Source organism: Salinimicrobium sp. WS361 (assembly GCF_050750585.1).
Taxonomy (GTDB): Bacteria; Bacteroidota; Bacteroidia; order Flavobacteriales; family Flavobacteriaceae; genus Salinimicrobium.
This window is the reverse complement of the sequence record NZ_JBOJLM010000001.1, coordinates 175952-189279: the sequence shown is the minus strand read 5'-3', so window position 1 is coordinate 189279 and position 13328 is coordinate 175952. Positions and strand designations below refer to the sequence as shown.

Here is a 13328-nt window from a genome sequence, read left to right as displayed (position 1 = left end):
AGAAAAGAGCAGAATGAGGGAGCGCATACCCCGGGTGATAAAACTCTTGTACCCCAAAAGGATATGGGATGTTCCCACCCGGGAGAAATGTATTTACCTCAGCTTTGACGATGGCCCCATTCCTGAAATTACGCCCTGGGTATTAGACCAGCTTAAAAAGTACAACGCCCGGGCGAGTTTTTTCTGTATTGGTGACAATGTGAGCAAACACCCCAATATTTTCCGGATGGTGGTTGAACAAGGCCATACTGTCGGAAACCACACTCACAATCATTTAAATGGCTGGAGAACTTCAGTCACAGCATATCTCGAAAATGTGCGGCAGGCACAGGAGGTGATAGAAAGAGAACTTCCGCAGAAAACAGGTCTCAAAAATGCCATTTTTCGTCCCCCGTATGGGAAGATCAGAAATGTGCAGGCCAAAAAACTTCAGCAGGAAGGTTACAGCGTTGTGATGTGGAGCATTGTGAGTATGGATTATGACCAGCGGCTTTCTTCAGAAAAAGTCCTTCAGAATGTACTGAAAAATGCCGTGCCCGGCAGCATTATCGTCTTCCATGACAGCATAAAGGCTGAAAAAAACCTCAAAGCAGTCTTACCACAGGTGCTGGAACATTTTCAGAAGCAGGGTTATTCCTTTAAAGCGCTGAAATAAAGATAACTATATCGATATTTTTCAGAATTCAGTTTGTTTTTAGATTATATTTATTTAAAAATGAGCGGCATGAAAAAAGTTACTCTGGTTCCCCTTTTTCACCGGAACGAATGGCAGATAGGTATAAAATTCCCTTATAACCAGGATATAAAAACAAGGCTACAGAAGCTTGAAGTTGTGAAATGGACCCGCACCCACAGTTGCTTTTACACGAGTTTTACGGCCGACAATAAGCAGCTGCTTTTCAATAAATTAAGGGAAGACAAAATATATGTGGATTATACCGGGCTTCAGAATTTTAAGCTTCCGGTAAAGGAAGCCAAACAACCACAGCCTGTGTTGGAATTCAGCCCGGCCCAGAAGAAGATCATGCATGAATACGTGAATTATCTAAGGGGCCAGCGCCTTAGTGAAAGCAGCGTACGCACCTATTATAGTTTTGTGCTGAAGTTCGTACACTACGTTGGAGACAGGCAGATTTCAGAATTAAGAAAACGGGATATTGAGCTTTTTGTAGAGCAGCACATTGCAGCCGAAAATTATGCCCTTAGCACCCACAGGCAGTGCATAAGTGCGCTAAAGCACTTCTTGCAGCTGTACGACAGTGAACATATTGATGTCAACGAAATTAAGCGACCTTCCAAAAGCAGGTATCTACCGGTGGTGCTCTCCAGCCAGGAGATCATGAAGCTGCTGCAGGCCACCAGAAACCTGAAACACAGGGCTATTCTGGCTATGATCTATTCGGGCGGGCTACGCATTGGAGAGCTGCTCAATCTTAAGCTGGCGCATATAGATATTCACAGGCGACAAATTTTTGTAAAGAATTCGAAAGGTCGTAAAGACAGGATGGTGGTGCTGGCCGAGAGTATGTTGCCATTACTAAAGAACTACCTTAGCACCTATGTGCCTCGTGTGTTTTTTGCTGAAGGCCTGTACGGCGGACCTTACAGCCCACAAAGCATAAGAACATTTCTTGCCGACTCCTGCCGCCGTGCCGGGATCAAGAAAAGGGTTACCCCGCATACCTTAAGGCACTCCTATGCAACACATATGTTGGAGAACGGCGTAGACATACGTTACATACAGGAGCTGCTGGGTCACTCAAAACCCGAAACTACCATGATCTACACCCATGTATCCCGAAAAGACATCCTGAAAATTGAGAGCCCCTTAGATGTGATGGTTAAGCAAATTTATAAATCTGACATAGAAGAAGACCACCTGTTGCTGCCACCACAGCATATTGCTGATAAACAACTATATTAGTGGAGATAAACATATTGGGCGTAATTATTCAGAAAAATTCTGCTCCATTTTTAAATTATACGGATATTATAATTAATTTTATACGTACAATTATTTTGTTATGGATACAAAGCTGACATTAAAACTTAACCAGGAAATAATCGAACGAGCGAAAAAATATGCCTCAGATAAGAAAATGAGCTTATCAAAAATTGTAGAAGCATATTTACATTCGTTGACAACCGACAAGAAAAATTCAGATTTTGAAATTTCTCCGTTCATTAAAAGTCTAGCTACTGGAACAAAAATTCCGATCGATTTAGATTATAAAAAAGAATACACAGATTCATTATTGGAGAAATATAAATGAAAAAGAGATTATTCCTAGATACAAACGTTATCCTTGATTTACTGGGAGAACGGAATCCTTTCTATGACTCAATTGCTAAAGTAGCTTCACTAGCTGACAAAGAAGAACTAACCTTAGTTGTTTCTCCAATATCTTTTGCTACACTAAACTATTTTATTTCAAAATTTGAGTCTGCAAAAATTGCTCAGGAGAAACTGAGAAAATTTAAAATCATATGTGAAATCTGCAAACTGGATGAACACATTATCGAAAAAGGATTGAATTCTGATTTTAAGGATTTTGAAGATGCTTTACAATATTTCAGTGCTACAGATTCTGATTGTGATATTATAATCACTAGAAATGGAAAAGATTTCAAAAAGTCTTTGTTGCCTGTTATGAGTGCAGATGAATATTTGCAGAGTATAAAACCAAAATAACTCCGCCTAATTTCGGTTATAGCAAATAGCGGGTTTTGCCGAGAAAGTAATTCAGAAAACCAAGAAACAAAAGGTTAAGCCGACAACTGCGCGTCCCTATTCCCGCTACTTGTCAATAACCGTGACCATTATGAGCAATTGCCAGCAATCACTATAACGGCACTCGGGGGACAAAACCACGATCATTATAAATTAAAGATGAAACAATTAGAACTAAATGAAAGAAACATTGCTGGCTTAACCTTTATCGATATGTCTTCAGTAAAATTACTTTTGTTACTCACGCTTTTCTGCTGTAGCAGCATCTCTTCTTCACAAACGCTGCACGGGGTAATAAAAGATATTGGCACCAAAAAACCCCTAAGTGATGTGCATATTACCTCTTCAGCCATTACAAATAGTACAATTTCTGGAGAAGAAGGCGAATTCGTATTAGAACTAAAGGAGTTGGTTTCACCAACAGATTCTATTTCCTTCTCCTATATAGGCTACACAACTCTTGCTATGAGTCTGAAGGAATTAGGAAGATCCGGTAATGAAATTTTCCTTAGGCCTGAAGTGGACCAACTATCTGAGGTGAACCTGGATTCGAAGAGACTGCTCAGCAAGACCTTGAAGTTTTCTGAGATAGCTTCACTAAAAAAAGGAGTTAATTCTTTTGGTTCAATAGACCTAGGAAACAAGATTTACGTCATAGCAGGGGATGCTTCAGTTGTTGAGGAACCAATCAAAGAAGCAATGGCGACGACCTTAGGGGAACCAACTCTTTCCGACATCATGAGCATATCGCGAGCAAATTTCTCGATGCCTGAATATTCGGAGGATGTACAGGTCTACAATGAGTTAACGGATGAATGGACAATTTCTCCCATCAAAGTAAGTAAGAGAGCCGGTCATAATGCAGTGCTACATAAAAATAAAATTTATGTGCTTGGCGGCAAACATCTTAATCACTCTGGCCAAAAGGTCCTACTTTCTACAACGATAGAAGTAATTGATTTACAGAAGGACACATTACTGGTGGACCGTGTTTATCCTCATCAAGCTTCAGGCGCCGCTGTGGTCATTCATGGGAATGATCTACTGGTATTAGGTGGCTCCACCCGCTTAAACAGCAGGAGAAAAAAGATCTTTACTGATGAAGTTCATCTTTTTAATTTTCTGACGGGACTTTGGTTTGAAGCAGGAAAATTACCCGAAAGAAAGGAAATTAAAGCTGTTAATATTCAAGGTAAAATTTTCATCATCGGTGGGAGTGATGGAAGCGTTCCTAACAGCATCGAATCGTTAGATCTAACTACAGGTAAATATAAAACTGAAGCTAAGTTGCAGTATGGTTTTAATAATCCGGGGGTGGTTTCTAACGGGAATATAATTTATGTATATGAAAGTGGAAAATTTCATGCCATTGATGTAGAAAAGAGAGAGATGAGAACCTATAGGATTGATCTTCAGGTTGAAGAACCGAATCTTCATATTTTGAATCACAAATTATTCGTTATAGGCGGATATAAAGAGCAACTTTATACGAAAACTCCAGTTACTATGTGCTACAAGATAGCTCTAGAGGAGTTCAATAAAACTGAGGTTAAAGAAAATGTTTTTTTCTAGTAATTGGTTTTGATAAAAAAAAGAATTCACCACAAAATGAAAAGATACTTCAGTTCTAAAGTATGGTGATTAAAACTTCATGCTGCACCTTTTAAAGGGTCAGAATCTAGTGTAAAGGATGTGCCTTTAACTTTGTAAAATATGTGCCTTAACAAACATTACATATTAGTGTTAATTCTCACTTTTTTCCTAAGCAGTTTTACTTTCGCTCAAGGATTAAATGATCAGGAAAAAAACAGATCTGCCAATAAGATTGAAATCAGTTTCAAACCACAATTTTCGGCCATTATGGTCCCTTTTGAAGATTATCCATCAAACAGAAACCCTGATTATGAGATAGGCAGTAACTCACGAATATATGGCCTGGAAATTTCAGCTACTTTAAATTACAAATCTATAATTGGTATTGGAGCAGGAATTGGTTCAGAAAACCTTTTACTGGAAAATGAAAATATAGAATACCTACCTGTATTTTTAGAGGTTACTCCTTTCCCCGCAGCCAATCCTAAAAAAGGTTTCGCTTCATTTTCTGGTAGAGTCGGGACACACCTGGGGGATCTTGATAAAAAGGGTGTCTATTTAAGAGCAGATTTAGGTTATTACATTCCTTTGATAGATCATATCTCTCTATATTTTAAAGTCTTATTTACACATCAAACCCTGTATAAAAGTTTCCCTGATGTTGAGAGGCTCACACACAAGTATTCATTTAATGGGATAGGTTTCGGATTTGGTTTAGAATTTTATTTGTGAAAGCCTTGGCTTCCAAAATAAACTAATACAAACGGCAGAATACCTCTCAAAAATGTCATTTTTGACTACCTTTAAAATTAAACCTGTAATTGATATATTGGAGTTCAAAAACCGAATCTTACTTGGTACATGAGACTATGTACAGCGTTAATAAGTTGAAAACTGGAAAAAATAATTAACAAAATTATTTTTTTGCAGACATATAGTACAAACATCTAGATTAAAATTATGAAAGACTGGAATTTTCAAGTGAATACTAGTCCTGAAGAGATTAGCAAAAAGTTAGAATCTTCCCTTGGTGACAGGAATAGATTTGTTTTCAAAACTAGCCGTGAAAAAATAGATTCAGTAAAATTTAAAATACGCAAAAGGCTTCTCCTGGCCTTTGAAGTAAATGTTCAGAATAACATCATTGTCAATGGCACAATATTAAGAAGGGAGCCTAACACCGCAACCAATGTAGAAATTTCCTTTACCCACCACCCCTTAGCAAAATTGTTGATGTATGGCCATGTAATCCTGGGATTGGGCCTGTTAGCCGGAATAATTTTCGAACTCAATAGCAGTTCCTATGTATATCTGGTGGTAGCGATATTGTTGATAACAGGAATTCTTACAGGAATGCATTTAAAAAGTAACTTCAACAAGAATGTTGAGGACTATAAAAAACTGATTGGGGAAATTCTGGAAACAAAGACCCTGAAGTAGTATTTTAAAGATGTGCTGCAAAACTTTCAGCACCGCAATTGGGCAGATTCTGAAATTATCTAAACTCTTTACTTTAAATTATTATTTTAGCCTTATTAATTACTAATTCAATGCGATTTTTTCATCTTTCTCCTAAAATGGTCAAAAATTCACACCTCTACCTGGCGCTCGTATTTGTATTTCTATTGTCATCCTGCCAAAAAGACGATACCCCGAAAACTGATTACTCTATTGAATCCAACAAATATTTTGAGCTTATTAGTCAGCACGAAAATGGCTGGATAAAAGAGGCACGCTACGGTAGCGATGAACCTACAAAAGAATATGAGTACTATGAAAATGGTTTTATAAAATCAGCAAAAATATACTCTGGCATCCCCAACCATCATCTATATATGGAAGTAAGCCGCAGTGAGGACAACAAACCACTTTGGTCTAAATATTATAACCCTGACGGGAGCCTATGGTTTGAAACCATTTATGAAAATGGACAGCCGTTAACCAAGAAGGTTTTTAGTGAAGATGGCACAACTATTTACAACTATAATGACGGCGGAGATCTCATTTCGGTCAATTTTACCTCGAGCGACAATTTAAGCTCAAGCGAGATGGTTTTCAATTCAGCTTCAGAAGAACGAACTCTCACCGTCATTAAGAACGGAAAAACCCTTCTGCAACAGCATCTCCCTTATCAGGAAAAGTTTGGATCTGGAATGAACACAAATACCTATATGCCTCTGGGTAATCCATTCGGTATTTCTGAAACTTCTTACATTGACAAAAATGAATCTTTATCTCAAAGCCCCGTCTGGCAGTTCAGTGTAAATCCGCTGGAATATATGTACCCTTACCGCTTATTCGACGAATTCTTTTACAATAATTACCGGCCGCAAGCCGGGATCAGCCTTGCCATTACCGATGAGCTTTACCAGTCGATCATTGAACAATACCCGGTGACCGAAGATGTTGTTCTCGTAGGCGGCGTGAAATACCCGCATGGCTACGATAACTTTACTGCTGTAGGTAAGGTGGGAGATTCGCTTAAAGACGCATGGGAAGAAAACAAAGAGGTGTTTGAGCTTAAGTATGGCAACCAGTATGTTTCTAAAGTGGGTTATGGAAAGACTTACATAATTGTTGGAGCTATCAGGAATCTGCCTACCCATAGTAATGCAGCCAATGACATTAAGGAGTTGGCCCGTCGACAAATGCAGCACATCATCTACGATCATGAAAGCTTAAATCCCCAGGAGCAAAGAATGCTGGGTAAAGTATGGTTCGAAATAAAGTTCTTCTCAACTTTAAAGGAGCATAGAAATGGAATTCCTTTAAATTCTTATGAAAATTATCTTGACGCTGTGCAGCAAGTGGAGAATGCCGAACCATCAGTAATTCAGCTTTTATATAGCAGCTTCGAATATTTGTAGATGCAGACAATTCCAAAACTGAATTCTTGAACAAAGAAACCGGGAAGCACTCTGCCAGTAACAGCATATTATAACTGAAAGTGCCACATTTAAAACCATCAAAAGTGAACAAATTAAACAGAACCAGGACGCTACTACTCATTTCTGCAGGGATATTTATAATCGCAATCGCCCAACTGATGAGTCACTTTATAAATATTTCTGAAAAATACGATTTCGCAATCGGCCTAATTGAAGGCTTAGGTTTGGGGCTCATGGTGATTGCTTTAACAAAAGGAAGTTTCAGGAAAAAACTTTCTCACTGATTTTAAGCCGATACAAAGCATCGAAGTCAGTACATCAACAATGCATAATTTTCCTTCTGAAAAAGCCCTGTATTTTTTTTAAAATGAAATGCAGATAGTGGAGACTGTCTTCATCCTGGCCCGGGAACAGGAGTAACAATTCTGCATCATCTCTTTTGTAATAAGTCCAATTCGGTCTATCTTGCAGGTCCATTTGAAAGTAAAGACCATGAAAGAGAAAAACGTGCTAAATTACCTTGAAGCAGTTTTAAAAAATATGCCCAATGACTGGGTAACACTCACTACCCACAGGCTGGACATCTACAATGAAGAACAGGCAAAAACCCAGTTCTTAAGACAGTTCGAAAATTTATACCAGAATAATAATTCCAAAAAAGAAGCACTCAGTGCCCTACCTACCGCTTTTGATTATATCCGGCTGGGACATCCACTGTCCAGTATCCTTGAATGGACCATTGCACGACTCAATTCTCTTAAGCCACAGAATGTGATCAGTTTTTCATCCAGGACAGTTCCCATACTGGCCGTGCTTAGAAAAAATCTTTTCGCTAAGAAGAACACCCGCATTCTTTATACTGAAGAATTACCCGGTTTTTTTGATGCCGATGTGGTTAGACGTGTTTACGGATATAACTTCGAATTAAAGCAGATCAACAATCTGGAAGAAATCCCTGAATTTGATGGCAGTACAATCCTCATTTCCCAAAAAACGGATTTTGGTACTGTTGACCTTCCGGCTACGGTCGACTTTTTTATCCAGATCCATCCACAGCTTGGCAGTATCTTACTGGTAAGTGGAGATCAAAATGACGATTACGTTTCCGAAATTCAGCATGTGCGAAGAAGGGAAACCATAGCCATGACCCCGGCCGATTCTTTTGCTGCCTTACAGCTTATAACAGGGAAATCATATAAACGCTCACAAAATGATCTTGCAGTCAATAAAGCCAGTGTGCTAAAGTCTATTAAAGAGATTACCGCTACCGGTTCTAAGGCATTACTGGCGTCATCTGGGCTTTCTATGCAGTACGCTATCATGATGGGGCTTGTTGACAGTGCTCTTGAAAAACATCCGGGTAAAGACATAAAATTCATTGTGCCACCTAACTGTTATGGCGGCACAAACGACCAGGCACGAAGGGTTGCCGCCTGTCTTGATCATGTTGAAGTAGTAGATTTACTTGTTGACGGGAACAACAATATGGTAGATAGCATTGATGCGGTTTTAGAAAAGATCGCACAGCAGGATGCCGTTCCTTATATCATTGCTGAAATACCCACCAATCCACGGGTAGAAGTGCCCAATCTTGATAACCTAAAGGCAGTTCTCGGGAAAGCACGCGAAACCGCAAATGGCCAGCCTGCTATTGACCCTGTTTTTATTTTAGATCAAACCTTCTGCCCAAATGTGCAGTTCCCGGCTAAAGATGGCATCCTTTCTAATACGCGAGTCATATCTTATGTGAGCGGATCAAAATTTCCCAGTGGCGGAAAATGTACTGCGGGCTATTGTGTTGCCAATGAAAAAGCCGAAGGATTGCTTGATAAAATTGACAGGCATCTAAAACTTTGTAACAATGAGGCTACCCATCTTCAGGTTGAAATACTGGCTGAGCAACTTCCGTCAATGAACCAAAGGATCAAGGAGGCTTACAAAAACACGCGGGAATTTGTCAATTACATCCACGAAACCTTACCCGGAGCAAAAATAAATTTTGTTTCAGAAGAACTTGCGAGCCAGGGATTCACCCCATCAGTATTTTCACTTGATCTTCCTACAAAAGGCGACACTGCCGAAGAAAGGGAAACTTATAAAAGGGCATTAAATCAAAAGCTAATTGGCATGATGATTAGCGAGATTCCCAATGAGAGCAAGTACTGCGTGAGCTATGGGCAATTAAAAGGCTGTTACTGGACCATTCCTGCAACCTCTACCCAGGGAACTACTAAAGAAGACGATAAAGATTACATTGCGCGGGTTTCTGTGTCGCCAGATCTTGATCTTGAACGCCATAAGCAGGTCTTTTCAGATTTTGTAGCGCAGATCTGATTTTGGCAGAAGTAGTGCTTTGCGTTTTTCTGCGGAAATCATCTTCATGAACTGAAGAACTTTTTGAAGCAATTTCCTTCAGAAGTAAAGCCGAAAAAAACTAAAACAGGTTCCAAAAATGGCATTTTTGGAACCTATTTTTATAAATATTCTTTAATAAGGCCTATCAGGGTGTTGGCATCCTGTTCACCGCTCTGCCTCCACTTCATCTCCCCTTCCTTATAGATCATAAGCGTGGGCAGGCCTTTTATTCGCAAAGCTTCAGCAAGTTCAGAATTCTTATCAACATCAATTTTGATGACCCTGGCCCTGTCGCCCAATGCTGCTGCAACATCTTTTAAAACCGGATTCATAGCTTCGGAAGCTTCATGCCAGTGGGTGTAGAACTCAAGCAGGACCGGCACCTGCAAATCGATTAACTCTCCAAATTTCGACATATACCTGAAATTGATAGTCGGCTGCAGAAACATGAGTTCCTGCAGCCTTTCTCAAATATAGTCAAAAGTTTGTTTTATGCGGGTTTTGGCCCCTTCCGAAGTTCAATTACCGAAACTTCAGGCCAAATCCCTACCCGACCCGGGTAAGCCAGGAATCCGAAACCACGGTTTACATTTAGAAAACGTCCGGCTTCATTGTAGATACCCGCCCAGTGCTCATACCTGTACTGCGCCGGGCTCCATTTAAACCAGCCCGGAATTTCTATTCCAAACTGCATCCCGTGGGTGTGTCCGCTAAGGGTAAGGTGGAATTTTTTGTCATCCTTTTTTACCTTTTCCTGCCAGTGAGAAGGGTCGTGCGACAGGAGGATCTTGAATTCGTCTCCCGAAAGTTCCCTGGCTGCTTTACTAAGATCACCAACCTGCTTAAAACCGGCGCCCCAGTTCTCTACTCCCACTATTGCAATAGCATCACTGCCACGGGTGATTTTCTTGTGTTCATCGAGCAAAAGATTCCAGCCCATCTCCCGGTGCACTCCTTTAAGAGCCTCCAAATTTGCCTTTTTTGCCGTTGCAGATTCCCAGTTCACATAATCGCCATAATCGTGATTTCCCAATACAGAGAAAACACCATCGGGTGCAGAGATCGTGGAAAAAACTTCCTTCCACGGATCCATTTCAGATGCTGTATTGTTCACCAGGTCTCCCGTAAACATCACGGCATCGCTCTTTTGCTCATTAATTAGATCTATTCCGTATCGGATCTTTTCAGGATTGTCAAAACTTCCGGAGTGAATGTCGCTTATCTGGGTAATCCTGTATCCGTCAAATGCTTTTGGCAGATCGTCAAAATGTAAAACGTACTTTAAGACCTTATAGTTGTATCGTCCCTGGTACATTCCGTAGAGCAGCGAAGCGAAGGGAATAGCTGCGATTCCCATGGCAATCTGGCTCACAAATTTACGCCGTGACGGCAATGAATAATCGGCATTTGAATGTGCAAGTTTTTGAAAGCCACTCACCACCAGCCTCACCAGATCTTCGCCAAATAAAAGCACAAAAAGGATAAGTTTGGGTGCGAAAAAAGCGAGAAAGAAACCTATAGCATAACTGCGCGCACCTGTGAGACCTTGTTTCTCGGGCACATTGAACTGGTATAGCAAATAGGCCAAAACCCCTAAAGAAAGGGCGAGATAGATAAAATAGATCCAGGAATGGCGGGTAACGGTTTTAAAGGCCTGATATGCGTATATATCGAGAATGACGTATATAATTACAAAAATGATCCAGCGCATGTAAAAATTTTTAAGCTGCAAAGGTACTGCGAAAGCCCTGCCAAAAGTTGCGGCCTGCCAAATCTTTCATTTATAGCACAATTAATATTTTGCATAAGTAAGTACTTCAGCATTTTAAAATGTAATGATCTGGCACAAAATTTCTGCGGAAGAGAATTGCATTGGCCTAACTTCAGCAAAAATATATGCTCCGAGCTTGTAAAATGGTCTTAAACAGGCTAATAAATTTTCAGCTTAAAACATGAGCATTCTCATACAGCCGCAGCTTTACAGGCACACAATTTCTGGATCAGTTTTCATACATTTACGGCAGATTTTTCTTTAACTGTGCTTTAGCTAATTTGAAAACACATCATTTTACAAAGAACACCTCACGTGGTGCAGCCAAAGCAACTACAGTTTCCCTTTATAATGATTGCGCTAACCTGTCAAAAATGGCATTTTATCAACGTGTTTACGACACCCCCACCGGGGAATATCTTTTTCGGCCCTTGCCGCTACAACGTTTTCTGGCGCTAAGAGAAGTGTGGCAAAAAAAGGCAACCAATAGCAAACATCCCTACTAAACCCTACATTTAAAAATGGAACAAAAAAAATCCTATCGTACCGCATTTATCTTTCTTACTGTCCTCTTCTTTTTATGGGGCTTTATTACCGTGCTGGTTGACTCGCTAATCCCAAGGTTACGAGAAGTCTTTACGCTTTCTTACTTCCAGGCAGGGATGGTTCAATTTGCCTTTTTTGGCGCCTATTTCTTATTGTCAATCCCGGCGGGCTGGCTGCTCTCCAAAATAGGATATAAAAAAGGGATTGTACTGGGGCTTTTCACCATGGCTACAGGGTGCCTCCTGTTTTGGCCTGCGGCATCTTACCGCGTGTTTGGAGTATTTATGCTGGGTTATTTTATCCTGGCGGGTGGGATCACCATCCTACAGGTAGCGGCCAATCCATATGTAACTATACTGGGGCCGGCAAAAACTGCGTCCAGCCGTCTTAACCTTTCCCAGGCTTTTAATTCCCTCGGAACTGCGATCGCTCCGGCTTTGGGAGCTTTATTGATTTTAAGCGACAAGGTGATGACTAAAGAAGAGATCGCTTATATGACCGAAGCTGAACAGGTAAAATATTATGCTTCGGAAGCTGCAGCCGTACAAACGCCTTTCGTAGGAATTGCAATTTTTATCATCCTTATCGCACTGGTATTTCTTTTTGTAAACCTTCCGAAGGTAACAGATACCGAAGCTTCTAATGATTATGGCGTGGTGCTTAAAGACCGAAATCTTATCATGGGTGCTTTTGGATTGTTCTTCTATGTGGGTGCCGAAGTAGCGATTGGCTCCTATATGGTCAACTATTTCTTAACTCTTAACCTGCCCGACGTGATTCGGGAAACGCCATTTATGCGAACCCTCGCCGAATGGATCCTTTCTTCGGGTGTTACCACTTCTACAGATATGGCCGTAGTGGGCGTTTTTGTTACCTTCTACTGGACCGGCGCCATGATTGGCCGCTTTATTGGTTCCTATCTCACCAAGATCCTTAATCCAGCAATGGTATTGAGCACCTTTGCTGTCTGTGCTATTGGATTGGTATTCATTTCAAACATTACCACGGGCCTTGTAGCCATGTGGACGCTTATCGCGGTAGGGTTGTTCAATTCAATCATGTTCCCCACCATCTTTAGTCTTGCACTTGACGGGCTTGGCGACAACAAACCACAGGGTTCGGGGGTATTGTGTACTATGATTGTGGGTGGCGCCATTATTCCTCCTGCTTTTGGATACCTTACAGATTCCTTCGGATTTAATCTTGCTCTTATCCTGGTCATGTTATGTTACGGATACATCTTTTTCTACGGATTTAAAAACAGGAACAGAGAATTATCCGTGTAAAAGTCAGGTTACTCCTGAAGTTTTTTAGATAATTGAGTTGTGCCGGTATGTTTTTCCTGAAAAACATACCGGCACACTTTTTTGAGTCCGCCCAGGTTATCGGCTTAAAACTTACAATTTGTTGCTATTATATTAACACTGAATACTTAAACCTCACT

Annotated in this window: 14 protein-coding genes; 12 read left to right on the top strand and 2 right to left on the bottom strand. The window is 40.4% G+C overall.

The window, feature by feature from the left end:
• Positions 1-13: 13 nt before the first annotated feature.
• From ACQ93I_RS00900 to ACQ93I_RS00855, 10 genes are all read left to right on the top strand, one after another.
• Positions 14-655, top strand: coding sequence for a polysaccharide deacetylase family protein (locus ACQ93I_RS00900; RefSeq protein ID WP_431696729.1), 642 nt, complete (start codon positions 14-16; stop codon positions 653-655).
• A gap of 69 nt (positions 656-724) precedes the next feature.
• Positions 725-1924: a site-specific tyrosine recombinase/integron integrase gene (xerA, locus tag ACQ93I_RS00895; RefSeq protein ID WP_431696728.1), complete on the top strand. Its 1200-nt coding sequence runs from the start codon at positions 725-727 to the stop codon at positions 1922-1924.
• Positions 1925-2024: 100 nt separating this feature from the next.
• On the top strand, positions 2025-2273 hold the full coding sequence (locus tag ACQ93I_RS00890; RefSeq protein ID WP_431696727.1) for a DUF6364 family protein: 249 nt from the start codon (positions 2025-2027) through the stop codon (positions 2271-2273).
• Positions 2270-2692 (top strand): type II toxin-antitoxin system VapC family toxin, encoded by a 423-nt coding sequence (locus ACQ93I_RS00885; RefSeq protein WP_431696726.1) that lies wholly within the window; start codon positions 2270-2272, stop codon positions 2690-2692. The genes ACQ93I_RS00890 and ACQ93I_RS00885 overlap by 4 nt, the downstream gene beginning before the upstream one ends.
• A gap of 198 nt (positions 2693-2890) precedes the next feature.
• Positions 2891-4303: a Kelch repeat-containing protein gene (locus ACQ93I_RS00880; RefSeq protein ID WP_431696725.1), complete on the top strand. Its 1413-nt coding sequence runs from the start codon at positions 2891-2893 to the stop codon at positions 4301-4303.
• Positions 4304-4591: 288 nt separating this feature from the next.
• Positions 4592-5056: a hypothetical protein gene (locus ACQ93I_RS00875; RefSeq protein ID WP_431696724.1), complete on the top strand. Its 465-nt coding sequence runs from the start codon at positions 4592-4594 to the stop codon at positions 5054-5056.
• 228 nt (positions 5057-5284) lie between these two features.
• Positions 5285-5764 carry a DUF423 domain-containing protein gene (locus ACQ93I_RS00870; RefSeq protein WP_431696723.1) on the top strand — a complete coding sequence of 160 codons (480 nt, stop codon included), beginning with the start codon at positions 5285-5287 and terminating at the stop codon, positions 5762-5764.
• Between the two features lie 110 nt (positions 5765-5874).
• Complete coding sequence (locus ACQ93I_RS00865) at positions 5875-7191, top strand: hypothetical protein (RefSeq protein ID WP_431696722.1); 1317 nt, start codon at positions 5875-5877, stop codon at positions 7189-7191.
• Between the two features lie 104 nt (positions 7192-7295).
• Positions 7296-7496 (top strand): hypothetical protein, encoded by a 201-nt coding sequence (locus tag ACQ93I_RS00860; protein ID WP_431696721.1) that lies wholly within the window; start codon positions 7296-7298, stop codon positions 7494-7496.
• Between the two features lie 208 nt (positions 7497-7704).
• Complete coding sequence (locus ACQ93I_RS00855) at positions 7705-9546, top strand: cystathionine beta-synthase (RefSeq protein WP_431696720.1); 1842 nt, start codon at positions 7705-7707, stop codon at positions 9544-9546.
• A 140-nt stretch (positions 9547-9686) separates the two neighbouring features.
• Here ACQ93I_RS00855 and ACQ93I_RS00850 read toward each other — a convergent pair whose 3' ends face one another.
• Together ACQ93I_RS00850 and ACQ93I_RS00845 are read right to left on the bottom strand one after the other, a co-directional pair.
• A complete protein-coding gene (locus ACQ93I_RS00850; RefSeq protein WP_431696719.1) occupies positions 9687-9983 on the bottom strand; it encodes a thioredoxin family protein in 297 nt (98 codons plus the stop codon).
• 74 nt (positions 9984-10057) lie between these two features.
• Positions 10058-11278 carry a metallophosphoesterase gene (locus ACQ93I_RS00845; protein ID WP_431696718.1) on the bottom strand — a complete coding sequence of 407 codons (1221 nt, stop codon included), beginning with the start codon at positions 11276-11278 and terminating at the stop codon, positions 10058-10060.
• A 341-nt stretch (positions 11279-11619) separates the two neighbouring features.
• Between ACQ93I_RS00845 and ACQ93I_RS00840 the strand changes: the two genes are divergently transcribed.
• On the top strand, positions 11620-11844 hold the full coding sequence (locus tag ACQ93I_RS00840) for a hypothetical protein (RefSeq protein WP_266067993.1): 225 nt from the start codon (positions 11620-11622) through the stop codon (positions 11842-11844).
• A gap of 15 nt (positions 11845-11859) precedes the next feature.
• Positions 11860-13170, top strand: coding sequence for a sugar MFS transporter (locus ACQ93I_RS00835; RefSeq protein ID WP_431696717.1), 1311 nt, complete (start codon positions 11860-11862; stop codon positions 13168-13170).
• Positions 13171-13328 lie beyond the last annotated feature (158 nt).

What these genes read in the sequence shown, in the direction of transcription:
- ACQ93I_RS00835 (WP_431696717.1), top strand. Translation starts at nt 11,860, where the DNA reads ATGGAACAAAAAAAATCCTATCGTACCGCATTTATCTTTCTTACTGTC.
- ACQ93I_RS00890 (WP_431696727.1), top strand. Translation starts at nt 2,025, where the DNA reads ATGGATACAAAGCTGACATTAAAACTTAACCAGGAAATAATCGAACGA.
- ACQ93I_RS00870 (WP_431696723.1), top strand. Translation starts at nt 5,285, where the DNA reads ATGAAAGACTGGAATTTTCAAGTGAATACTAGTCCTGAAGAGATTAGC.
- ACQ93I_RS00865 (WP_431696722.1), top strand. Translation starts at nt 5,875, where the DNA reads ATGCGATTTTTTCATCTTTCTCCTAAAATGGTCAAAAATTCACACCTC.
- ACQ93I_RS00850 (WP_431696719.1), bottom strand. Translation starts at nt 9,983, where the DNA reads ATGTCGAAATTTGGAGAGTTAATCGATTTGCAGGTGCCGGTCCTGCTT.
- xerA (WP_431696728.1), top strand. Translation starts at nt 725, where the DNA reads ATGAAAAAAGTTACTCTGGTTCCCCTTTTTCACCGGAACGAATGGCAG.
- ACQ93I_RS00900 (WP_431696729.1), top strand. Translation starts at nt 14, where the DNA reads ATGAGGGAGCGCATACCCCGGGTGATAAAACTCTTGTACCCCAAAAGG.
- ACQ93I_RS00845 (WP_431696718.1), bottom strand. Translation starts at nt 11,278, where the DNA reads ATGCGCTGGATCATTTTTGTAATTATATACGTCATTCTCGATATATAC.
- ACQ93I_RS00855 (WP_431696720.1), top strand. Translation starts at nt 7,705, where the DNA reads ATGAAAGAGAAAAACGTGCTAAATTACCTTGAAGCAGTTTTAAAAAAT.
- ACQ93I_RS00880 (WP_431696725.1), top strand. Translation starts at nt 2,891, where the DNA reads ATGAAACAATTAGAACTAAATGAAAGAAACATTGCTGGCTTAACCTTT.
- ACQ93I_RS00875 (WP_431696724.1), top strand. Translation starts at nt 4,592, where the DNA reads ATGGTCCCTTTTGAAGATTATCCATCAAACAGAAACCCTGATTATGAG.
- ACQ93I_RS00885 (WP_431696726.1), top strand. Translation starts at nt 2,270, where the DNA reads ATGAAAAAGAGATTATTCCTAGATACAAACGTTATCCTTGATTTACTG.